Annotated in this window: 20 protein-coding genes; 9 read left to right on the top strand and 11 right to left on the bottom strand. The window is 70.6% G+C overall.

Translation table 11 applies throughout. The features are described from left to right. Positions 1 to 25: 25 nt before the first annotated feature. The gene (locus ABZO29_RS05100; protein WP_367318913.1) at positions 26 to 370 is read left to right on the top strand and encodes an ArsR/SmtB family transcription factor; all 345 of its coding nucleotides are present in this window, start codon (positions 26 to 28) and stop codon (positions 368 to 370) included. A 78-nt stretch (positions 371 to 448) separates the two neighbouring features. On the opposite strand, the gene ABZO29_RS05095 is transcribed toward ABZO29_RS05100, so the two are convergent. The 3 genes from ABZO29_RS05095 to ABZO29_RS05085 all read right to left on the bottom strand — a co-directional run bounded on the left by ABZO29_RS05095 (position 449) and on the right by ABZO29_RS05085 (position 3,536). Continuing rightward, positions 449 to 1,174: a DUF1775 domain-containing protein gene (locus tag ABZO29_RS05095; protein ID WP_367318912.1), complete on the bottom strand. Its 726-nt coding sequence runs from the start codon at positions 1,172 to 1,174 to the stop codon at positions 449 to 451. 60 nt (positions 1,175 to 1,234) lie between these two features. Next, a complete protein-coding gene (locus tag ABZO29_RS05090; protein WP_367318911.1) occupies positions 1,235 to 1,903 on the bottom strand; it encodes a hypothetical protein in 669 nt (222 codons plus the stop codon). A gap of 343 nt (positions 1,904 to 2,246) precedes the next feature. Continuing rightward, positions 2,247 to 3,536, bottom strand: a complete 1,290-nt coding sequence (locus tag ABZO29_RS05085; RefSeq protein WP_367318910.1) for an MFS transporter — start codon at positions 3,534 to 3,536, stop codon at positions 2,247 to 2,249. 486 nt (positions 3,537 to 4,022) lie between these two features. Here ABZO29_RS05085 and ABZO29_RS05080 point away from each other — a divergent pair, with 486 nt between their 5' ends. Further along, on the top strand, positions 4,023 to 4,487 hold the full coding sequence (locus tag ABZO29_RS05080) for a hypothetical protein (protein WP_367318909.1): 465 nt from the start codon (positions 4,023 to 4,025) through the stop codon (positions 4,485 to 4,487). A gap of 13 nt (positions 4,488 to 4,500) precedes the next feature. Here the strand turns inward: ABZO29_RS05080 and ABZO29_RS05075 are convergent, their stop codons facing one another. From ABZO29_RS05075 to ABZO29_RS05065, 3 genes are all read right to left on the bottom strand, one after another. Beyond that, entirely contained in the window at positions 4,501 to 5,352 is an 852-nt protein-coding gene (locus ABZO29_RS05075) for an alpha/beta hydrolase (protein ID WP_367326047.1), read from the bottom strand. Positions 5,353 to 5,575: 223 nt separating this feature from the next. Next, positions 5,576 to 6,937 carry a 6-phospho-beta-glucosidase gene (locus ABZO29_RS05070; protein ID WP_367318908.1) on the bottom strand — a complete coding sequence of 454 codons (1,362 nt, stop codon included), beginning with the start codon at positions 6,935 to 6,937 and terminating at the stop codon, positions 5,576 to 5,578. Further along, positions 6,934 to 7,686: a DeoR/GlpR family DNA-binding transcription regulator gene (locus ABZO29_RS05065; protein WP_367318907.1), complete on the bottom strand. Its 753-nt coding sequence runs from the start codon at positions 7,684 to 7,686 to the stop codon at positions 6,934 to 6,936. Before ABZO29_RS05065 ends, ABZO29_RS05070 begins: the two co-directional genes overlap by 4 nt. A gap of 329 nt (positions 7,687 to 8,015) precedes the next feature. Between ABZO29_RS05065 and ABZO29_RS05060 the strand changes: the two genes are divergently transcribed. From ABZO29_RS05060 to ABZO29_RS05035, 6 genes are all read left to right on the top strand, one after another. Continuing rightward, a complete protein-coding gene (locus ABZO29_RS05060) occupies positions 8,016 to 9,293 on the top strand; it encodes an extracellular solute-binding protein (protein ID WP_367318906.1) in 1,278 nt (425 codons plus the stop codon). A 166-nt stretch (positions 9,294 to 9,459) separates the two neighbouring features. Continuing rightward, on the top strand, positions 9,460 to 10,350 hold the full coding sequence (locus tag ABZO29_RS05055; RefSeq protein WP_367318905.1) for a carbohydrate ABC transporter permease: 891 nt from the start codon (positions 9,460 to 9,462) through the stop codon (positions 10,348 to 10,350). Next, positions 10,347 to 11,180, top strand: a complete 834-nt coding sequence (locus ABZO29_RS05050; RefSeq protein WP_367318904.1) for a carbohydrate ABC transporter permease — start codon at positions 10,347 to 10,349, stop codon at positions 11,178 to 11,180. The genes ABZO29_RS05055 and ABZO29_RS05050 overlap by 4 nt, the downstream gene beginning before the upstream one ends. 262 nt (positions 11,181 to 11,442) lie before the next feature. Next, positions 11,443 to 11,898: an O-methyltransferase gene (locus tag ABZO29_RS05045; RefSeq protein WP_367326046.1), complete on the top strand. Its 456-nt coding sequence runs from the start codon at positions 11,443 to 11,445 to the stop codon at positions 11,896 to 11,898. Between the two features lie 156 nt (positions 11,899 to 12,054). Then, positions 12,055 to 14,142: a molybdopterin cofactor-binding domain-containing protein gene (locus tag ABZO29_RS05040; protein WP_367326045.1), complete on the top strand. Its 2,088-nt coding sequence runs from the start codon at positions 12,055 to 12,057 to the stop codon at positions 14,140 to 14,142. 10 nt (positions 14,143 to 14,152) lie between these two features. Further along, on the top strand, positions 14,153 to 14,608 hold the full coding sequence (locus tag ABZO29_RS05035) for a (2Fe-2S)-binding protein (RefSeq protein ID WP_367318903.1): 456 nt from the start codon (positions 14,153 to 14,155) through the stop codon (positions 14,606 to 14,608). An 18-nt stretch (positions 14,609 to 14,626) separates the two neighbouring features. Here the strand turns inward: ABZO29_RS05035 and ABZO29_RS05030 are convergent, their stop codons facing one another. Then, positions 14,627 to 16,114 (bottom strand): long-chain fatty acid--CoA ligase, encoded by a 1,488-nt coding sequence (locus tag ABZO29_RS05030; protein WP_367318902.1) that lies wholly within the window; start codon positions 16,112 to 16,114, stop codon positions 14,627 to 14,629. Between the two features lie 165 nt (positions 16,115 to 16,279). On the opposite strand from ABZO29_RS05030, the gene ABZO29_RS05025 reads away from it, so the two are divergent. Beyond that, the gene (locus tag ABZO29_RS05025; protein ID WP_367326044.1) at positions 16,280 to 17,467 is read left to right on the top strand and encodes a PucR family transcriptional regulator; all 1,188 of its coding nucleotides are present in this window, start codon (positions 16,280 to 16,282) and stop codon (positions 17,465 to 17,467) included. 29 nt (positions 17,468 to 17,496) lie between these two features. Here the strand turns inward: ABZO29_RS05025 and ABZO29_RS05020 are convergent, their stop codons facing one another. The 4 genes from ABZO29_RS05020 to ABZO29_RS05005 form a co-directional block, all read right to left on the bottom strand. Continuing rightward, the gene (locus tag ABZO29_RS05020; protein ID WP_367318901.1) at positions 17,497 to 18,201 is read right to left on the bottom strand and encodes a hypothetical protein; all 705 of its coding nucleotides are present in this window, start codon (positions 18,199 to 18,201) and stop codon (positions 17,497 to 17,499) included. 240 nt (positions 18,202 to 18,441) lie between these two features. Beyond that, positions 18,442 to 20,751 (bottom strand): transglycosylase domain-containing protein, encoded by a 2,310-nt coding sequence (locus ABZO29_RS05015; RefSeq protein WP_367318900.1) that lies wholly within the window; start codon positions 20,749 to 20,751, stop codon positions 18,442 to 18,444. 188 nt (positions 20,752 to 20,939) lie between these two features. Beyond that, entirely contained in the window at positions 20,940 to 21,473 is a 534-nt protein-coding gene (locus ABZO29_RS05010; protein WP_367318899.1) for a hypothetical protein, read from the bottom strand. Next, positions 21,470 to 21,775 (bottom strand): cyclopropane-fatty-acyl-phospholipid synthase family protein, encoded by a 306-nt coding sequence (locus ABZO29_RS05005; RefSeq protein ID WP_367318898.1) that lies wholly within the window; start codon positions 21,773 to 21,775, stop codon positions 21,470 to 21,472. Before ABZO29_RS05005 ends, ABZO29_RS05010 begins: the two co-directional genes overlap by 4 nt. Between the last annotated feature and the right edge of the window lie 184 nt (positions 21,776 to 21,959).

Genomic DNA, 21,959 nt, shown 5'->3' with positions numbered 1-21,959 from the left:
CACTCGGCAAGTGGGCAGGAGGGGCATGTCGAACCAGGCGGCGAGCGGCAGTCACCGTGCGGCTCCGGTGCACACGGATCCCGAGGACGTATCCGTCCTCACCGCCCTGTCCGCGCTCGCCGATCCCGTCCGCATCCAGCTGATCCGCGAACTGGCGGGCTCCGCCGACTGGACGCGCAGCTGCGGCAGCTTCGACGTGCCCGTCGGCAAGGCGGCGCTGAGTCATCACTTCTCGGTGCTGCGCGGCGCCGGTCTGATCGAGCAGCGCGACCAGGGGCCCAAGCGGGTCAACCGGCTGCGCCGCGAGGAGTTCGACGCGCGCTTCCCCGGACTCCTCGACCTGCTGCTGCGCGCCGACGCAGGCGATTGAGCACACGTGTCGCACGCCAGGGCCCTTGCACCCCGGAGCGACTCGGCGTGCAAGGGCCCTGGTGAACGCGCGGTCGGACTACTCCGGGGCGCCACCGCGGCGCCGGATGAAGAACACCACGGCCGCCGCGGCGACGACGATCGCCGCGACGATGCCGGTCCAGGCACCCGCGGACAGGCCCGCGTCGTCGTCCTTGTCCGCGGCGGTCTCCTCCCGCGGGGAGGCCTCGGCGGTCGTCTGCTCGGCGGACGGCGTCGGCGTCGGCGACGCGGACGCCGGCGCGCTGGGGGAGGGACCGATCGGCGTCGCGCCCGGCGCCGCGGCCTTGAGCTCGAGGACCGGGGCCGGGTTCTCGCCCTTCTCGTCCAGCTCGATCCAGCGATCGGTACGCCCGTCGCTGTAGGTCTGGAGCGTCTTGAACGCCAACTCCTTCGCGTCGGGGAGCTGCCTGACGACGACGGAGTACTCGGCGTTCTCACCCGCCTTGAGCGCCGGGCCCTTGACGGTGTAGCCGTCTGCGTTCGCGGTGAACTTCCAGCCCTTGGGGCCCTCGCCGTACGTCACGTCGGCCGGAGCGATGCCCTCGGGCAGGACGACACGGATCTGCGTGATGCCGGCGGTGTCGGACTCCGATTCGGCGTCGAATCCGATCTCGACGTTCTGGGCGAGGGCCTGGGCGTTGTCGGACTCGACCTCCACATGGGCGGCGGCCGGGACGGCGGTGAGGAGGACGAGCGCGGTCGCCGCGGCGGCCGCGAGGGTCACGCGGCGCGCGGTGCGGTTTTTGGGCGTGGCAAAGAACACGGATGTCTCCAGGCGTGAGGGAGCACGGGAGCGGCTGTGTGAACCGCCGCCCCGGGATGGTCAGATCGCGAAGGTGAACCCCGCCTGGGGAGGCCCCCTCCGCAACACCACGACCGCGAGCACCGCCTCCATGGGCGGCGGCCGTTCCAGCCACGCGAGGGCGAACACGTTCGGCTCCGACGGAGTCGGAAGCGGACGGTCGCGGAGCAGCGCACGGATGGTGGCGATCCGGGCCCGGGTCGTCTCGACCGCCGTCGTCAGACCGCGTGCCAAGGACCAGCAGACGGTGTCGGCGCGGTGCAACAGCACGGCGACGAGCACGGCCGCCACGGCGTGCACGGCCGTCATCGTCAGCGAGCCGTAGTCCCGCAGGCGACCGTGCCATCCCCCCTGGGCGCAGGCGCCGTGATGCAGGTGGCCGGGCAAAGTCGTGGGCGCCGCGCCGGGCGACGAGTGCGCGGTCGTCAGCCACAGGTGCAGCCCCGTCTGCGCGGCACCGCACGTCGCCACGACCGTGGTCAGGGAGCGCGGGCGGCGGGTGCCGACGAGGCCCACGCCGAAGAGCACCGTCACCGCCACAAGGCCCTGCCGCCACGGCGCGGGCCCCTCCGCGACGACATGGTGCGCGCACGCTCCGAGCACCGTCCCGACGACCGCGAACACCGCCGCCCGAAGGACGGGCAACGGCGCGCTGTTCGTCGGCGTACGGAAGGTGCTGAGCGTGGTCATGACCTGCTCATCATCGGGTACAACCGCCCCGGCCGAGGGCGAATCCGCAAACCCTCGAGGTGTTTACGCGAATGTTTCCCTTCGCTCACGCGGCCCGCTGCCGGTTCCCGCGGCCACGCCCTTCCCTGAAGCGGAGACGGGACGACAGGCGCGGCGGCTCCGTGAACACCGGCCCGACGCGCCCGGCAAGCCTCTTCGTCGGCTCGAACGGCCGACCTATTCTGCTCCGGCCCCCCGGCAGTGCGGCTTGTCCGAAGTCGACCCCGGCCCGTCGGCAGCCTGCTCCGTCGCGCACAAGTTACGGTCGGCCTCCCGCGTCATCGAGGAAAGCGCGAGTCGCGGATCAGCGCACCGTCCTGATCGGGATGACGGCCAGGCTGCCGATCACGCAGACCACGGCGGCGGCGGCGAGCAGCAGGTGGTACTCGTGGCCGCCCGCGGTGTTGACCAGCAGCGCGCCCAGGGCGGGGGCGACGGACTGCGGGGCGGCGTTGGCGATGTTGAACACGCCCAGGTCCTTGGCCGAGTCCTCCGGATCGGGCAGGACGTCCAGGACGAGGGCGAGGTCCACGCCCGCGTAGACGCCGTAGCCGAGGCCGAGGACCACTTCCGCGGCGTAGAAAGCGGCGACGGTGTCCGCGGTGATCAGCAGGGCCGTGCCGATGCCGAAGACCAGCGCGGAGAACCCTACGAACACCTTGCGGCGCCGCAAGCGGTCGGACAGCCACCCGGCCAGCTGGCCCGAGGCCATCAGGACCAGGGTGTAGACCAGCACGCCGGTGGCCATGACGGACACCGCCCGGTCCTCCGACAGGCCCAGCTGGTCCTGGAGGAACAGCAGCCGGAAGGTGGTGAACATGAACATCGCCAGGATGATCATGAACCGGGAGAGGAAGGCCCAGCCGAAGTCCGGGTGCCTGCGGGGGCTCACCCAGAACGTCCTGAGGACCGTACGAAGACCGCCGTCGGACGGGGGACGCTGCGGCAGCGGCTTGTCGGGCAGGACGATCGCGTACAGCAGGACCAGGGCGAGCCCCACGGCCGCCGGAGCCATGAACAGCAGCACGACGTCCGTGCCGAGGACCTTCGCCGCGTAGGCGGCGCCGAGGATGGCGACGTTCTGCATGACACCGATCAGGCCGGCGACCTTGCCCCGCTGGAAGATCGGCACCTGGTCGGCGACCGACGCGGTGAACGCGGCGAGGGAGGCGTTGGCGAACATCTGGCTCAGGAACCAGGCGACGGCGACGACCGCCAGGCTCTGCGTGGTCGCGATGACGGCGAGGCCCGCGGTCAGGCCGAGGGCGCCGATCACCAGCCAGGGCCGGCGCCGGCCGAACCGGCCGGTCGTCCGGTCACTGATCCGGCCGAAGACCGGGTTGGCGAGGAAGGCGGCCACCGCGCCCAGGCTGCTGACCATGCCGAGCGCGGAGACCTCGTCGCGCTCGGGCACGATGTCCTGCACCTTGATGGCCAGGCCGGCGAAGACCGGGGTCAGCAGAGCCAGGAAGAGCCCCAACTGCGCCAGGGCCATCGTGGTGACGGTCCAGGAGCGGGCACCGCGCCGGGGAGGGGACGGCTGCTCCGCGTACGGGGGAGGAGCGGCGTCGGGGCGGGGAGAGGTGGTGGTCATGTGACCGCCTTCGTGCTGGGAGACGCGTACGGGGCTGCGGCGGGAGGCGTCTCCAAAATCGCTGACACAGCTACTCACACGTGTTTCGGCACGTGTGAGTAGCGGCCAACGTAAGCGCAGGGCGGCGCGCAGGCAAGGGACGGACGGTGACTCCTGCCTGGACGCGGCCCGGGGGCGCGTGTGTGACGCCGGGCGCCGCTGCCGATCACACGTCGACCATGAGCGCGCAGGGCCCGCCGCTCCCCGAGCGGCGGGCCCTTTCACGCACCGCGGCTCAGGAGAACAGCAGGCACCAGGTCAGCGGGCCCGGATACCCGTCCGCGTCGCCGCGCACTCGCGCCCGGAAAGCGCTGGGGTCCTGTCTTGGTGCTCACTCGATGCCTCCTGGCATGGGATTCCCTCACGAACAACTGCTTCTACGACGAGATCCGGCACGTGGTTCGGTCTTCGCCCCGGAGAGGCGGGACGGAGGGGCACCCCGATGGCGTGCGGGCCGGGTTCGAACTCCGCACCGAGCTGGCGCTGTTCGGCCCGCCGCCCGACACCTTCGGCCACGCCGGGGCCGGCGTCTCACGGCATGGTGCCCGGCCCGGCGAGCGAGTCGGTTTCTCGTTGACGATGAACCCGACCCGCGCGGAGTTCCCGGACCGGCGTGCGCGGCGACGGTCGCCGTCGGCGGAGCTCCCGGGTGGCCGCCGCCCGGATGCGGGGCTGTCCGCTCCGGGTGAGGCTGGTGCCATGTCCGAGCGCCGTGTGATCGTTCATCCACCGTCCGAGACGGGGGGCCGCCAGGTCCGCATCGACGACCAGATCATCGGCACCGCGTACTCGCTGCACGACCTCACGGTGTTCCTGCAGAACGCGGGGCTGACCGACTGGGACGAGCTGGACGTCGCCGAGTCGGGGTTGATCGAGTGGCATGAGGGCGGCCCGGAGGTGTGGAAGGGCTGAACCCGCGGACCGGCTACCGCCCGGCGGTGAGGCATTCCTCGGCGAATGCCAGCGCCTTGAGATGGTAGGCCCGGGCGGCCCAGCCGAGACTGATGTTGTGGCCCGATCGCGGAAGACGTTCGACGACCACCCGTGGCGCGGCGGACAGCCGCGCGGTCAGGTCGGCGACGTCGTCCTGGCCGTGGCACCACCAGGCCTCGTGCTCGGCGAAGGTGAGCCGGACGGGGACGCGCACCCGTGGCAGGATCGCGGCCGACAGCCGCTTCCAGTTCGCCACCGTGGTGACCTCATGGGCGGGCATGGGCGCCACCACCGCCTGGCTCATCCGGAACGTATCCGGCGGATACAGGCCCAGTGGGCCCCAGTTGAGCCGCCGCAGGCCGGTGTCGCCCTCCCGGCCCCACGGGCCGGTGCCGACCGCAAGCCTGCGCGCGCACCCCGAGACGTCCACGCCCAGCAGGTCCGGCGTCTCCCAGCCGGCGGCCGCCGCGAAGGCGACCGTGGCTCCGAAGGAGTGCGCCAGCAACAACGTGCCGGCACCCGTCGCGTGACCTGCCGTGAACGCCGTCACGGCGGAACGCACGGTGGCGGCCTGCGCCGCCAGTCGCTGCCCCGTGGGCAGGCCGGCTGCCGACACGCCGTAGCCCGGCCGGTCCAGCGCCAGCACGGTGTAGCCCAGACGTGCTCCCAAGGCCAGCAAGGAGACGTCCGGGTGGCCCTGGCCGTCGAAATACCCGGCGTTCATGCCGCCCCCGTGCAGAGCGACGATCACAGCGCGAGGAGAACCCTGCGCGGGCTCACTCAGCAGGCCGGACAGGGTGATGCCGTCGGCATCGACGGTGAGGGGACGTACGCCCGAGGACAGCTGCCCGTGATGTCGTTCCGGGGCAGCCACCGGCCTCGGTGCGGTGCCCTGCACGGTGAGGGTGTCATCCACGGTGGCCCCTCCGTCATCACTCAGGGTGCGGGCCGGGTCACTCGAGGCCCGCTGTCATCGTCGCCGCCGCGGACGGGGCCGGCCACCGGAGCCGTCCGTGCCTACTCCTTCCGGTGGTACGAAGGCGGGGGCGGCCTTCTGGGGCGGCTGCTCAGCTGCCCAGGTAGGCGAGTTCGGGGAAGTGGCGCTGGTAGGCGTCGAGCAGGCGCTTCGCGACCGTGTACGAGTCGATCAGCGGGTGGATGGTCAGCGCCTTGACCGCGTGGGCGCGGTCGGCGGCGGTGGCGGCGTGGATCACCGCGCGTTCGACCGCCTTGACCGCGCACACCAGGCCCTTGCCGTGGTCGGGCAACGGGGCTCCGGCGATGGGGCGGGCGCCGTTGGCGTCGACGTGGCAGGGGACCTCCACGACCGCGTCGTCGTCGAGGACGGGGATCCGGCCGCGGTTGCGGACGTTGAGGATGAGGGTGGTGCGCTCGTCCAGGGCGATGGCCCGCATGAGGGAGAGAGCCACTTGTTCATACCCCCCGGATTCCAGGTCGCAGGAGTCGCGTTCGCCCATGCCGACGGCGTCCCGGTTCTCGGCCATGTAGGTCGTCTCGCGCTCCAGACGGGTGGCGTCCCACGCGTTCCAGGCGGCGCGGTGCCCTGGCGAGTCGCCGCCGGCGATGCCCAAGGAGTCGTAGAAGCGTTGCTGCTGGGAGTGGAGGAAGGCGCCGCGGGTCTGTTCGGCGGCCCGCGCCGAGCCGAGCGACTCGCGGTGGAAGTAGTAGTAGTGCAGGTACTCGTTGGGCAGCGTGCCGAGGGTGCGCAGCAGATCGGCGCCGAAGAGCTTGCCCTCCTCGAAGGAGGTCAGCGCGGCCTCGTCCGAGAACAGGGAGGGCAGCAGGTCGCGGCCGTCGGCGTACAGGCCGCACAGCCAGCCCAGATGGTTCAGTCCCACGTAGTCCAGGCGCGTGCGCGCCGGGTCGACGCCGAGCGCTCCGGCCACCCGGCGGCCGAGGCCCACGGGGGAGTCGCAGATGCCGATCACACGGTCGCCGAGATGAGCGGTCATGGCCTCGGTGACCAGGCCGGCGGGGTTGGTGAAGTTGATGACCCAGGCCTCGGGCGCCCGGGCGGCGATGCGGCGCGCGATCTCGACCGCCACCGGGACGGTGCGCAGGCCGTACGAGATGCCGCCCGCACCGACGGTCTCCTGGCCGAGTACGCCTTCTTCCAGGGCGATCCGTTCGTCCGCCGCCCGCCCGGCCAGCCCGCCGACACGGATGGCGGAGAACACGAAGTCCGCTCCGGTGACGGCCTCGTCCAGGTCGGTGGTGACGGTGACGGCGGGCGGGTCAAGGTGCCCTGCCGCCTGGTCGGCGAGGACTTTGCCGATGGTCGCCAGACGGGAGGCGTCCAGGTCGTACAGGGTCACATCGGTGACGCGTCCCTCGCCGCGGTCGCCCAGCAGCGCCCGGTAGACCAGCGGGACGCGGAAGCCCCCGCCGCCCAGGATCGTGAGTCTCATACTTCGACCACCTCAACTCCCGCCTCGCGCAGTCGGCTGCAGGTCTTCTCGTCCCCCGGGGCGTTGGTCACCACGACGTCGAGGTCCTCCGGGCCGCACACCCGGGCCATTCCGGTGCCGGGGAACTTGCCGGCATCCGCCACCAGGACGACCTGGGCGCTGGCGGCGATCATCGCCCGTTTCACGGGTACCTCGACGGCGGTGGTGTCCAGCACCTGGCCGTCGGGGCGGATCCCGCTGGTGCCGAGAAACAGCCGGTCGGCGTGGACCTGCCGCAGGTTGTCCTCGGTGAGGAAGCCGACCAGTGAGCGGTACTCGCGCCGGACCACGCCGCCCAGCAGGATCAGCTGGATCTCGTTGTCGTCCTGGAGCTCCTCGTACACGGCGAGATTGCTGGTGATCACCGTGAGGGAACGGCCGTGCAGATGGCGGGCCACCCGGTGGGCCGTGGTGCCAATGTCGAGCAACACGGTCTCACCGTCCATGACGAGATTTGCGCACCAGGCGGCCAGGGCGTCCTTGGCCTCCACCCGGACCGTCGCCACGTCCGCGAACGGGTCGTCCTCGCCGACGAGGGGAACTGCGCCGCCGTAGACACGCTTGAGCAGTCCCTCGTCCTCGAGTTGTACGAGGTCACGCCGGATCGTGGCCTGGCTGGCCCCGACCTTCTCGGCCAGGGCGACCACTGTGGTGGGCCCCTCCGCGCGCACGGCGCGCAGGATCAGCTGATGTCTTCGGTCAGGGAGCATGCCGCCGACCATACTCGCCAAAGTCGAGCAAAGTCACGCATGAATGTCTCGATCTCTGCTTGACCCTTGTCAAACTCGCGCACCGGGTGCACTCTCTTGCGTAATTCGGAGCCCGGTCCGGACCCCACTCCGGTCGGCCGAAGCGGACGGGCGGCGCATCCCCGCCGCATGGACGCGTCGGCACCGTCTGAGAGGACCAGGTCAAACGCCCCGGGTGGCTGAAGGGTTCACACCACGCCGATGCTCTTCAGCCACTCGGTCCACAGCGCCAGCCGTACCCCACGACTCACAGGTCCTTGCCGGACACGCCGAAACCTAGGAGAAGACCCGTGGATCTTTCCCGCAGACGATTCCTTCAGGCCGCCGTACTGACGGCCGCCACGGCAGGTGCCACCGCGGCGTGCGGCGGCGGCTCCGGGACCAGCGGCAGCAAGGACAGCAAGAACCTGACCCTCTGGTACTGGTCCGGCGGCCTGAGCGACAAGGTCGTCGGGGACGCCAAGAAGCACTTCTCCGACATCACCCTCAAGACCTCCGTGGTCGGCGGCGACTTCAAGACCAAGCTGCTCACCGGCCTGCGGGCCGCCCAGACCGCCCCGGACATCACCGGCATCAAGGGCGAGGACATCGCCTCCTTCCTGCCCAACGCCAACCGCTTCGTCGACCTGAAGACCGTCGGTGCGGACAAGCTGGCCCCGCAGTACCTGTCCTGGAAGCTGAAGCAGGCCACCACCCAGGACGGCAAGCTCATCGGCTTCCCGATCGACATCGGCCCGTGCGCCACGTTCTACCGGGAGGACCTCTTCGCGAAGGCGGGGCTGCCCACCGACCCCGCCCAGGTCTCGTCGCAACTCTCCACCTGGGACGACTACTTCAAGGCCGGTGTCGAGCTGCACAAGGCCGCGCCCAAGACCTATCTGATCAACAACATCAGCTCCGTGTTCACGATGATGATCGGCCAGAGCGCCAGGCGGTTCATCGACGAGGACAACACGTTCATCGGCGACCAGGACCACATCCGCACCGCCTGGACCACCGCCGTGAAGCCCTACACCCTCGGCATCGACGCCAAGATCAACGACAACACGTGGAACGCGGCGATCGGCAACGGCACCCTGGGCACCGAGATCGGCGCCGCCTGGCACGCGCTGGACATCAGCAACGCGGCCCCCGGCACCAAGGGCCAATGGCGGGTGGCGAGCCTGCCCGGCGGGCCGTCCAACCTCGGAGGTTCCTTCCTGGCCATCCCCGCGACCAGCGGCAACCCCGAAGAGGCCTTCAAGATCATCAGCTGGCTCCTCAGCCCGGAGAACCAGGCCCGCGGCTTCACCGACGCGGCCCTGTTCCCGACCGCACCGGCGGCGTACGAGCTGCCGGCGCTGACCGGAGGCGACGCCTTCTTCGGCGGCCAGAAGACCATCGAGATCTTCGGTCCGGCAGCCGAGAAGATCCCCGCCGCCTACGAGGCCCCGGCCGACGCGGCGGTCTCCGCGCCCTACTTCAGCGAGCTGACGAGTATCGAGGCCAAGGGCAAGGACCCCGACACCGCCTGGAAGGACGCGGTCAGCCAGGCCAAGCAGATCGCCCAGCGCCAGGGAGTGAAGTGACATGTCGTCAAGCCCGGTAGCCGGTCCGGCTCCCACCGGATCGACCTCCGGATCCGGCACCGGGCCCTCCGGCCGGCCGGCCCCGGATCGCTCCCCCGGTCCGGGCCGGCCCGGCCGCCGGGTCCGGCCGGTGTCGGCCGGGGCCCGGCGCGGGCCGCGGCGCAGGGTGGCCAGGTACTGGCCGCAGTACCTGGCCATCTCGCCGTACTACCTGATCTTCTCGGTCTTCATGCTCTTCCCGGTGATCTACACCGTGTATCTGTCGTTCCAGAAGTGGGACGGCATCGGGGACATGCAGTTCGTCGGGTTCCAGCAGTTCCGCTATCTGTGGGACGACCCGGTGTTCTGGCTGTCCGTGCGCAACACCCTCGTCATCTGGGTGCTGTCGACCGTGCCGATGCTCTTCCTGGCGCTGGTCCTCGCCGTGCTGGTGAACTCCACCCGGCGTTTCACCGCCCTCTACCGGGTCGCCCTGTTCATCCCCAGCATCACCTCGCTGGTGGCCATCGCGATCTTCTTCGGTGCGATCTTCAGCAACAACTTCGGCCTGATCAACGCCATCCTCAAGGGACTGCACCTGGGGGCCGTGCCGTGGATGAGCAACGAGTGGACGATCAAGCTGGTGATCGCGGCCCTGATGACCTGGCAGTGGACCGGCTACAACGCGATCATCTATCTGGCCGGTCTCCAGGCGATCCCCTCGGAACTCTACGAGGCCGCCCGGATGGACGGGGCCGGGCCCGTGCGGATCTTCTTCTCCATCACGATCCCGCTGCTGCGGCCCATCATCCTGTTCACCGTGGTGATCTCCACCGTCACCGGCCTGCAGAGCTTCACCGAACCGCAGGTGCTGTTCGGCAGCGACGCGGCCACCAACCCCAACTCCGGCGGACCGGGCCAGGCAGGCCTGACCACGTTGCTGTACTTCTACCACCAGGCCTTCGACAACAACGACTTCGGCTACGCCGCTGCCATCGTCTGGGCCTTCTTCCTGCTGATCCTGCTCATCGTCCTCATCAACTGGCGCCTGGTGCAGCGTAAGGAGCGACGGCCATGAACGCCCTGAACCGCAAGCGCGTCCGGGGGCTCAGCGTCCATCTGATCCTGATGCTCGGTGTGCTCATCTCGGTGTTCCCGTTCTACTGGATCATCGTCATGGCGACGAACACCTCGCAGGACATCTACCGCTTTCCGCCGAAGCTGTGGGTCGGCTCGAATCTGCTGACCAACCTCCAGCACCTGTTCGACAAGATGGACTTCTTCGGATCGCTGCTCAACACGGTGATCGTGGCGGTCTGTACGACACTGCTGGTGCTGTTCTTCGACTCCCTGGCGGCCTTCGCCTTCGCCAAGTACGACTTCCCCGCCAAGAAGTTCCTCTTCGGCCTTCTTCTGTCGATGTACATCCTGCCGACCCAGCTGGCGATCATCCCGCAGTACGAGATCATGGTGCAGCTGGGCTGGCTGGGCACCCTCAAGGCACTCGTCGTGCCCGCCGCCGCCAACGCCTTCGGCATCTTCTGGATGCGCCAGTACACCAGCACCGGGGTCCCCGACGAACTGCTCGACGCCGCCCGGATCGAGGGCGCCGGCTTCTTCCGCCTGTACTGGCACGTGGTCCTGCCGTGCGTCCGCCCGGCCCTGGCCTTCCTCGGCATCTACACCTTCATCACCGCGTGGAACGACTACATCCTCCCGTTGGTGATGCTGGTCAACCCGGACCGCCTCACGCTTCAGGTCGCGCTGGCCCAGTTGTACGCCGGCCACTCCACCGACTACAGCATGGTGATGTCCGGGGTGCTGCTGGCCGTCATCCCACTGGTGCTGGTGTTCACCTTCTTCGCCCGGGGGTTCATCGCGGACGCGACGAAGGGGGCGTTGCAGTGATGTGGAGGCCACCGGCAAGCCGCCGCGGAACGCAGTGCCGACCCTGACCGTGATCATGTTGGGCTACCGTCTTCATCGGCTCAACCGGTGACGCGCCAGGGGGGACCATGGACGACGGGCTGGCGGCTCTGCTGGAGGAACTGAGGAACCACCGCCGTGCGCATGACGCGGGCATCGCCGACCGTCTGCAGCGTTTGCGCAACGTGGAGGCGGACTCGGCGCGACTGCCGGCACTCGTCGTCCGAGCGGTCGGCGCTGGCGGCTGCTGGAGATCGGCACCTCCAACGGCTGTTCGACCCTGTGGCCGGCCGACGCCGTGCGGAGCGTGGGCGGCCGGATGACCACCGTCGATGTCGCCGCCGCCCGCAGCGCAATGGCCTCCCGCAACCTTGAGCGCGCCGACCTCGGCCGGCTGGTCGAACTTCGCGTCGAGGACGTTGCTGTGACGCTGCGTCAGTCTCCTGATTCGGCCTGGGACATGGTCTTTCTCGACGCCGAGCGGCCCTTCTGTGCCGGCTACTGGCCGGACCTGGTCCGCGTCCTGCGGCCCGGCGGCCTGCTGGCAGTGGACAACGTGATTTCACACGCCGAGCAGCCGGTTGACTTCCGCGCACTGGTCGCCGCGGACGAACGCGTGAGTGAATCCGAGGTGCCGACCGGCGCAGGACTCCTGCTGGTCGTCCGCGCCCCTTTCGCGGAGGACCCACCGAGGTCTTGACTCGGTCCGACGGCGCGATGCCGGCGCCAGGACCGTGACAGTCTCGCAGGCCCGGCAGGCAACCCCGCGCGGCGTTGAACCCTCATACGAGTCGAACCGACCCGGGAACTCGCAGAGGAGCGTCTGTTGGCACATCAGCTGTCCCGCCGCAGGTTCATGGTGTACTCGCTCGCGGCGTCCACCCTGACCATCGCGGCTCCCCTCGGCTGCGACACGTCGTCCGCGGAAGGTGCCGAGCCCGCGCGCAGACCGTCCCACGTCCTGGTGTCCGGCACCGACGAGGAGATGCTGGTCCTCGAAGTCACCGCGGCCAACAAGGTCGTCGTACGGCTGCCACGCGTCGAGGTCGGGCAGGGTGTCACCACCGCGGTCGCCATGATGATCGCCGAGGAGCTGGACGCCCGGCTTGCGGACGTCGAGATCCCCCTCGCCGAGGCCCGCACCAAGGGCAACCAGTTCACCGGCGGTTCCAGCTCGGTCCGTTCGCTGTACGGTCCGGCCCGGCAGTTGGCCGCCACGGCGCGCGCCAGACTGGTGACGGCGGCGGCCCGGCGCTGGAACGTCCCCGCGTGGAAGCTGCGCACCCGGGACACGCGGGTGATCGCGCCGGACGGTCGTACGGCCACCTTCGGGTCACTGACCGCGAGCGCCGCCCGGATCCGCCGGCCCGCCGTCTCGGCCAAGCCCAAGCCGTCCCGTGCGCACCGGGTGATCGGGCGGCCGACGACCCGGATCGACGCCCGGGACATCGTCACCGGCAAGGCCCAGTACACCGGAGACCTGACCGTGGCCGGAGCGATGCCGGCCGTGGTGGCCCGGCCGCCGACGCTCGGCGGGAAGGTCGTCTCGGTCGACGACCGGGAGGCGCGTGCGATGCCCGGTGTCCACGCCGTCGTCAAGGTCGCCGGCGGAGTCGCCGTGGTCGCGGAGTCCTTCCACTACGCGTTCAAGGCCCGGGACGCCCTGCGGATCACCTGGGCGCCGGGCCCGCTCGCGGCGCTGTCCGACGCCGCGATCCGCTCGCGGCTGCGGGCCGCCGTCCCACGGCTCGGCACTCCGCCGCGCGGATCGGCGCAGATCCAGGGCGAGTTCGAGTTCGCCTTCGTCAGCCACGCTCCCATGGAGGTGCTGACCGCCGTGGCGGACGTCCGCGCGAACCGTGCGGAGATCTGGTTCTCCTCCCAGACACCCATGGATGCGAGGGAGAGCATCGCCGCGGCCGTCGGGCTGCCCGCATCGAAGGTACGGGTCCATGTCGTACGGGGTGGTGGCTCGTTCGGCCGGCGGCTGAACCACGACGCCGCGATCGAGGCGGCCCTCATCTCGAAAGCGGCACGCCGGCCGGTCAAGCTGATGTGGAGCCGCGCCGACGACATCCGGCACGGCAGGATGCGCCCGGCCGGCCACCACCGGATCCGGGCCAGTCACGCACAGGGCAGGGTGGTGGCCTTCACCCACGCGATGGCGTCGGTGAGCGAGCAGTACGAGAGCGGGGGGCCGTCCGCCCAGGGCGGCAGGGTGACCACGGCCGTCGCACGCGCCGCCGGACCGCTGCCCAGCGACAGCGGCCTGTACAACTTCGGCCGTCTGTCCGGCGACTCGGGCTCGGTCGAACTGGCCATGCCCCTCGGCGCCTGGCGGTCGGTGGACTCCGGGACGATGCGGACAGCGGAGGAGATCATCGTCGACGAGGTGGCCAGGAGCCTGGGCAAGGACCCGGTCGCGTTCCGGCGCACCACACTCAGGAACAAGGCCGTCAGGGCCGTACTCGACAAGGTCGCCGCCGCCGGGCACTGGGGCCGCACCCTTCCGGCCGGCCACGCACAGGGCGTGGCCGTCCACGAGGAGTACGACTCATGCGTGGCCTGCCTCGCCGAGATCGACGTCACCGACCCGAAGAACCCCCGGGTGACCAAGGTGGTGATGGCGGCCGACGTCGGCACGGCCGTCAACCCGCGCGGACTCGAGGCCCAGCTCATGGGCACCGCGATCGACGGCATCTCCACCGTCCTGCAGGCCGGCCTCCACATCGACCGGGGCGCCGTCCGCGAGAGCAGCTACGCCGACTTCCGCTACGCCCGTCAGCGGCACGCCCCGCTGCGCTTCGAGGCGCACATCATGCCCTCCCGTCGGGAGCCGGGCGGGGCGGGCGAACTCGGCGTACCGGCCGCGGCCGGTGCCGTCGCCAACGCCTACGCCCGGGCGACCGGTTCCAAACCCCGCCGCTTCCCCCTCAACTTCTGAGAAGGCACCGATGCCCTCCTACTCCTTCGTTCTCAACGGCAAGCCGGTCACCGTCGAGGCTCCGGCCGACATGCCGCTGCTGTGGGTCCTGCGGGACATGCTGAACGTCACCGGTCCCAAGTACGGCTGCGGCGTGGGCGTCTGCCGCGCCTGCACCAGCCACCTGGACGGCGAAGAGATCCAGCCCTGTGTCGTGCCCGTCGAGGAGTGCGCGGACCGCAAGGTCACCACGATCGAGGGCCTGGCCGACGGGGACGCCCTGCACCCCGTGCAGCAGGCCTGGCTGGACTGCGACGTCGCGCAGTGCGGCTTCTGCCAGCCGGGCCAGATCATGGCCGCGGTGGCCCTGCTGAAGCGGACGGCCCGGCCCACCGACGCCGACATCGACCGGATCGAGAACGTGTGCCGCTGCGGTACGTACTCCCGGATCCGCGAAGCGATCAGGAAGGCCGCGGCGCACGGGTGACGGCCGCCGTAGCGGTGTTCACCCCGCCGGCGCGGTGATCTCCCGCTTGAGGATCTTGCCGCTGGGACCGGTCGGCAGACTGTCCACGAGCCACACCTCACGCGGGTACTTGTACGCCGCGACCCGGTCCCTGACGAACTGCTGCAGTTCCCCGGGCGCGGCCTGTGCGCCCGGGCGCAGGACCACCGCGGCCGCTATCTCCTCACCCAGATGATCGTGCGGGACACCCACCACCGCGGCCAGCGCGACGGCCGGGTGCTCGTGCAGAACCTCCTCGATCTCCCGCGGATAGACGTTGTAGCCACCGCGGATGATCATGTCCTTCTTGCGGTCGACGATGTACAGGTAGCCGTCCTCGTCCTGCCGCGCGAGGTCGCCGGTGCGCAGCCAGCCGTCCGGGACGGTGGCCGCCGTCTCCTGCGGACGGTTCCAGTACCCCTTCATCACGTTCGGCCCGCGGACGACCAGTTCGCCTATCTCGCCCTGAGGCACGTCCTGACCCTTCTCGTCGAGGAGCCGCACCTCCACGTCCTTGATCGGCGTGCCGATGGACCCGGCCTTCCGCGGCCGGTCGGGGTGGTTGAAGGTGACCACCGGACTCGTCTCGGACATGCCGAAGCCCTCCAGCACCGCGCAACCGAAGCGCCGCTCGAAGCCGTGCAGGACCTCCACCGGCAGCGAGGCACCGCCGGAGATGCACATCCGCAGCGTCGACACGTCCGCTTCCGACGGGTGCTGCAGCAGCGCCGCGTACATGGTCGGTACACCTTCGAAGACCGTGGCCCCGTCGCGGGCGATGGCGTCCAGTACGGTCTGCGGCTCGAAACGGGGGATCAGGGTGAGGGAGGCGCCGCTGCGGACGGCCACACTCATGGTGCATATCTGGCCGAAGATGTGGAACAGCGGCAGACAGCCCACCACCACGTCGTCCGGTGTCATCTGCTGCACGTGAACCGCGTTGACCTCGGTGTTGTGCCGCAGTCCGGCGTGAGTGAGCGCGGCACCCTTGGGCCGGCCGGTGGTCCCGGAGGTGTACAGCAGTACGGCCACGTCCTCGCCGTCCACGTCCGTGACCCCGGACAGCGGCTCGTGCCCGGCCAGCAGCCCGGCGAACGCCCCGGGCTCGACCGGCATGTGCCGTACGCCGGCGGCAGCCGCTCCCTGCGCACCCTCGCCCGGCGCCTGATGCCATTCGAACAGCAGCACCGCCCCCGAGTCGTTCAGGTGGTACTCGGTCTCCCGCGTCTTCAGCAGCGGGTTCATCGGCACGACCACGGCCCCGGCACGCAGCACGCCGTAGTACAGCACGACGAACTCGGGAACACTGGGCAGCATCAGGGCGACCCGGTCTCCCGGCCGTACCCCCTCGGCCCGCAGCAGCGCGGCGGCGCGGGCGCTGCGCTCGTTCAGCTCCGCGTAGCCGGTGACCTGCTCTCCCAGGCGGAGTGCCGGGCGTCCCGGCTGCCGCCCTGCCGTCTCCACCAGGAACTCAGCCAGATTGGCCATGACCCGCCTCCACGAATGTCACCGTTGAAATCCGCCGTTCACGTGGACGACATGGTGCTGCCACCCACGGCGACGGCCTATGGGCGGCATGACAGCGTCTCCCCTCCCGGATTGTTCCCGGGAACAAAATCAGGGCGTTAAGCTGCGGGAATGGACCTCTCGGGGGTGGCCTCGGCGCTTCATGCGAGGCTTCCGGAACTGGGTGAGCGGATGGCGCAGCGCATCCGCTCGGACGTCGACGCCTACAAGGACGAGTCGCTGATCCCCTTCGACTCGCTGCGCCGCTCGTGCACCGCCAACGCGGACCTGATCCTGAGCCACTTCCGCCGTGCCGGCGCCCCGGACCCCACCCCGGCCCGTGAGACCGGCCGCATCCGCGCCGAGCAGGGCATGCCCCTGGCCGACACCCTGCACGCGTACCGGATCGGCTTCGAGCTCCTGTGGTCGGAGATCGTCGACGAGTCACGCACCCATCCCGAGGTCTCCGACGCCCAGCTCGTGTCCCGCTCGGCGGAGATCTGGGCGCTGTTCGGCCTCTACGCGGAGGCGGTGGCGGCGGCCTACCGGGAGACCGCCGCGGAGCTGACCTCGCAGCGTCAGGCTCGGCGGTCGGCGCTGGTGGAGGCGCTGTTCACCGGAGCCATCGCCGACCGCACCACGCTGTGGGAGGCCGCCCGCGAGCTGGGCCTGCCCGAGCGCGGCCCCTACGCGGTCGCCGCGGCGGTGGCCGACGCTCCCGGCGAGGAGCCGCTGACGGGGATCGAGGCCGCCCTGCGCCAGGCCCGACTGCCCTCGGCCTGGCGGCTGTTGCCCGACCAGCAGATCGGCTTGATCGCCCTGCCCGCGTCGACGGCGGAGAGTACCTGCCTGCGCATCCTGAACCGCTCCCACGCCCGGGTCGGCGTCAGCCCGCGCTTTCACTCGTTGCGGGACACCCCGCAAGCGCTGCGCTTCGCCCGTCTCGCCCTGGGCGGCCTGCGCGGCACCGGCCCCGGCGTGGCGCGGTTCGACGACAATCCGCTGGCCATGGTCGTCGCCGCCGCTCCCACCGAAGCGGCACACCTCGTGGAGGTGGCTCTGCGACCCCTGCTCGAGCTCCCGGCCGCGGAGCGTGCCCGCCTCCTCGAAACCCTGGAGCACTGGTTCGCCGCGGCCGGCTCCGCCACGGACGCGGCCCAGACCCTCTTCGTCCACCCCAACACCGTCCGCTACCGGCTGCGCCGCATCGAGGAGTTGACGGGCCGGTCCCTCGCGGACCCGCGTACGGCAGCGGACATCGGCGCGGCCCTCCTGGCGGTCCGCAATCCCAGGGTCGGCGGGCGTGAGGAGTCCCCGCCGGCTGCACCGGAGTAATGCGGCTCCGCGGTTGCCGACGAAAGGCTTCAGGCTGCCTGCATCGGGGCCGTGCCGAGGCCGGACGCGGGCAGGACCGTGTAGGAGAAGCGCCCCCAGCCACCGGTTCTTCGCAGGGTCAGCCCGAGGCGGCCGAGGTGGGGTTCCAGCCTGGGCATGCGGGCCCGGAGGGCAGCTCTGGTCAACGGCTGGTCGGCCGGGCCCAGTAGCCGGGTCATGTCGTGACAGCACCAGGGGCCGGGGTCGGCGAGGACGAGACGCAGGAGCACTCGCTGCGACGCCTGCCGGGGAAGCAGATGAGGAGGCAGCGGGTGCCGCTGCCGGGACCGGAGAGCGTGCGGCCCTCTCGCGGCCCATCGCTGGTCCGCGGCCAGCCGGGCAGCCAGTTCCTCGATCGGCATGCTGCGGGTCAGCACGTTGGTCGCGCCCGCTTCGAGGAGCGCCGCGGGACACGTGGTGTCCGGTGCGAGCACCGTCACGGGCGCCAGCCTCCGCAGAATGCCGACGCGGTGCGCCAGTTCCTGCGGGCAGCCCTCGTCCGGCACGTCCATGACCGCCAGCGGGCGCGGCTGGGTCAGAAGCTCTCCATAGGCCTGCGGCGTCCCCCAGGAGTTGACCACCGGCGGCAGCAGTTGTGTTCTGCGGGCGTCCCTCAGCAACGGACCGCTTCGCTCCCGGGCCAGGGAGATCACCACACACGGCACTGCGGCAGTGCCGACCTTGTCAGCTTGCATGCTTCTTTCGTGTCTCTTCGATGACCGGCGTGGCGCAGGTCGGCTGTAGGTCCGAAGCTCCTGGCCGTGCTGGTCGGAAGTGATGCCCCGGACCTCGTCGTGGGTGTTCAACGAGCGCAGGCCGGGCGAGGTTCGAGAGTCCTGCCGAAGATTCGACCGGAGAACCGACCCTCTCTCAGCCAATCAGTCGTCGGTCCCGGCGGCCACGGCGCTTCCTCCTGCCGCAGGCGCCCCACATCCTCAGCCGGTGTCGTCGGTGCTGTTCCCGCTGACCGGCGGGGCGGTGCTGGTGGGATCCGGTGGGGGCGTCGTCGTGGTGGGGACGGGGGTGATTGTCGGGGGCGTGGTCGGTGTGATCGTGGACGGTGTGACGGTGGTGGGTGTCGGTGTGGCGGGAGCCGTCGGGGAGGGCGGGGGCGTTGATGTGGACTCGTGGGTGGGGGCGGTGGTCTGTGCCGGCGTGGGGGAGGCGTGCGTGCCGGCCGGGGTTCGGGGTGCGTGGGTGGCGGGTGTGGGCACGATCAGGTGGAAGTCCTGCACCGGCCGGCCCTTGAGGGCGGCGGCCATGTACGTGGTCCATATCCGGGTCGGGTACGAGCCACCGTTGACGCGCCTGATGCCGGCGGCCTCCCCGAGAGGGATGCGGGTGTGGGTGGTGGGATTCTCGGCGAACATTGCGACAGAAGTGGACAGTTGGGGGGTGTAGCCGACGAACCACGCGGAGAGGTTGCTGTCCGTGGTACCCGTCTTGCCCGCGGCGGGCCTGCCCAGGGCCGTGGCGAGATAGCCGGTGCCGTTCGCGCTGACGACGCCTTTGAGTACGGAGGTGACCTGGTCGGCGGTGGCGCGGGAGAACGCCTGGACGGCCCGGTGGCGGGGCAGTTCGTAGGTCTTGTTGTTCCGGGTCAGTGTCTGGACCGACCACGGGAGGATGCGCTTGCCGTGGTTGTCGAAGGTGGCGTACGCCCCGGCCATGTCGAGTGGACTGGGGGTGGCCACGCCGAGGGTGAGGGCGGGGGTGGCGCCCATGTCGGGTGTGTCGGCGGGCAGACCGGCCGCGATGGCGGCTCGGCGGACGTCGGCGAGACCGGCGTCGGCGCCCACTTGCGCGTAGACGGCGTTGACGGACTTCATCATGGCGGTGCGCAGGCTGATGGGACCGTAGTCGACGTCGTCCTCGTTGGGCGGGCAGTAGTGCAGCCGGGCGGGCAGGCCGGTCACGCAGCGGCGGCTGGTGCCGTCGTAGCGGGTCCGAGGGGTGATGGCGTGATGGTCCTGGGTGGTGGCGCCGTGCTGCAGCGCGGCGGCGAGGTCGAACGGCTTGAACGTGGAACCGGCCTGGAGGTCGTGCCGGGTGGCGTCGTTGTAGGGGCGCGCGGCGTAGTCGGGACCGCCGTAGGCGGCGACGATCTTTCCGGTGGACGGGTCCACGGAGGCAGCGCCGAGGCGGATGTACCGGGCCTTGCGGGTGTCCGGCAGTTGCCGCAGAACCTTGGTCACCGCCGCGCCCAGCGCGTCCTGGTTCTTTTTGACGAAGGTGGTCGTGATCTGCCAGCCACCGGCGCCGAGCATGGCTTCGTCGAGGATGTCGTGGTCGATCAGGTACCGGCGGGCGATGTCGATCAGGTATCCGGCCTGGCCGCCGACTCCGGGGGTGGGACTTGGCGGCCTGAGCGCGGGGAAGACCGTCGTGGCGCGCTCGCGGCTGCTGAGATAGCCCAGGTCGGCCATGGCGTCCAACACGTAGTTCCAGCGCGCGACGGCCGCGGCCCGGTGCGCCGGTGTCGCCGTGGAGACGTCGTAGACGCTGGGGGCCTTGAGCAGAGCGGCGAGGTAGGCGCTCTGGCCCACGGTCAACTGCGAGGCGCGGACGCCGAAGTAGGCCTGTGCGGCGGCTTTGATGCCGTAGGCGTTGCGGCCGAAGTAGCTGGTGTTGAGGTACCCGGCCATGATGGCGTCCTTGCTCTGCGTCTGGCTGACCTTGATCGCGATGACGGCCTCCTTCAGCTTCCGCTCGAGGGTCTGCTCGGGATCGAGGTAGTAGCTGCGCACGTACTGCTGGGTGATCGTGGATCCGCCCTGCAGCCCCTTGCCGGTGACGGTGTTCCACGCCGCGCGCAGGATGCCCTGGGCATCCACGCCTTGGTTGGAGTAGAACGTACGGTCCTCGGCCGCGACCACGGCGTGCTGCACGTTGACGGAGATTTCCGACAGCGGCAGTGACGCGCGGTTGACCGGACCGGTACGGCCGATTTCGGTGCCGTCGGCGTAGTAGTAGATGTTGCTCTGACTCACGGCGGCGGCGTTGGGACCGGGAACCGGAACGGTCACGTACAGGGCGACGAAGGCGGCGACGATGAGGAGGACCATCGTGAGCAAGGTGCTGAGCACCATGCGCCAGGTGGGGAACACCCTTCGCCACCAGGGCATCGCGTGACGCGCCGCCTTGCGGATGTTCCGGGCGCGCGTACGGGTCCGGCGCGCGTTGCGTACCTGCTCGCGCCAGTCGGCGCCCGCCGGCGCCGTCGGTTCGCTCTCCCCCTTGCTCATGCGTCCGCAGCTCCTCTGGCCGGCATGATCGGGGTGCGCCGCCCAGGTGGCGGAAGGGCCGGCCGGATGCGGTGCGCCGCTCAGAAATGCCGCATATATGCCTAATGGAATACCGTCTTCCCCTTCGGGGTGGAGGCACACCTGCCCTCAGCGGGGTGAGCGGAGCCGTCGGCGTGAGGAGTGCGGTGTCAGCTCCGCCGCCCCGAGAGCCGCACCCCTCCGACCCCGCCGCCCGCGAACAGGGCGTTCACCGTGTCGTAGAACCGCATCAGCCGCCCGGCGAGCGGCTCACCGTGCAGCCGTACCCGCTCCGGACAGCCGCTGCGGAAGGCCTGGGCCCGCTCGCGCACCCAGGGCAGCCACAGGTCGGTGGCGTCGGTCCATGCCAAGTCCGTGAAGCCCGCCCGGTGGAGGTCCTCGCGATATCGGGCCTCGTCCGGGAGGTTGGGGCAGGCGACGAGGTCGGCGAGGGCGGCCCGTTCGCCGGTGGTGAGGGGGCGACGGGCGTAGAAGTCCTCGACGTAGAAGGTGCCGCCGGGGCGCAGGAGGTCTTCGCACACGCCGAGGAGTGCGCCGCGGCGCGGGATGTGCAGGACTGCCAGGAGCGAGATCAGGTGGTCGTACCGCTGCGACCACTCCACGCCGCACAGGGTCAGGGCGTCGGCCCGGACGGTCCGGACGCGCCGCGTCAGCCGGCACAGCGAAGTGAGTTCCTCGCTCAACTTGTGGAGTCCGGCTGCAGTTCGACGGCCGTGAGGTGGCAGGCGTACCGCTCGGCGAGATACCGGGCCGGGCCGCCGAGCCCGGCGCCGATGTCCACGATCCGCGCGCCCGGGCTGAGACCCAGTTGCACGACGGCGTTGTCGAGGGCCTGGTGACCGAGGTAGTGCAGCTGGTCGTACGGTTCGAGATCGTTCGGTGTGAGGGGGCCGGGACGGCTCAGCAGAGGGGCCAGGGCGTTGCGGAGGTACTGGAGGTCGTACAGGGCCATGTCGTCGAGGCGGCTGCTGTGGTGTTCCGTCACGCCGGCATTCTTCCCGCGGACGGGCGGGAAGGCCCGGCGGCTCACCACCGGTGGTGGACCTGCGGGCGTATCGGTTCGCCGTGGACGGGTTCGTACGCCCCCGGCATCCGGGCATCCTGCGCGCCGTTCCCGAGGGGTGCGCCGCTGCGCTGGACGTCGGCTGCGGGGACGGGTCGCCGGCGCG

The sequence above is a fragment of the Streptomyces sp. HUAS ZL42 genome, assembly GCF_040782645.1.
Classification (GTDB): Bacteria; Actinomycetota; Actinomycetes; order Streptomycetales; family Streptomycetaceae; genus Streptomyces.
This window is presented reverse-complemented; position numbering and strand designations above follow the sequence as displayed.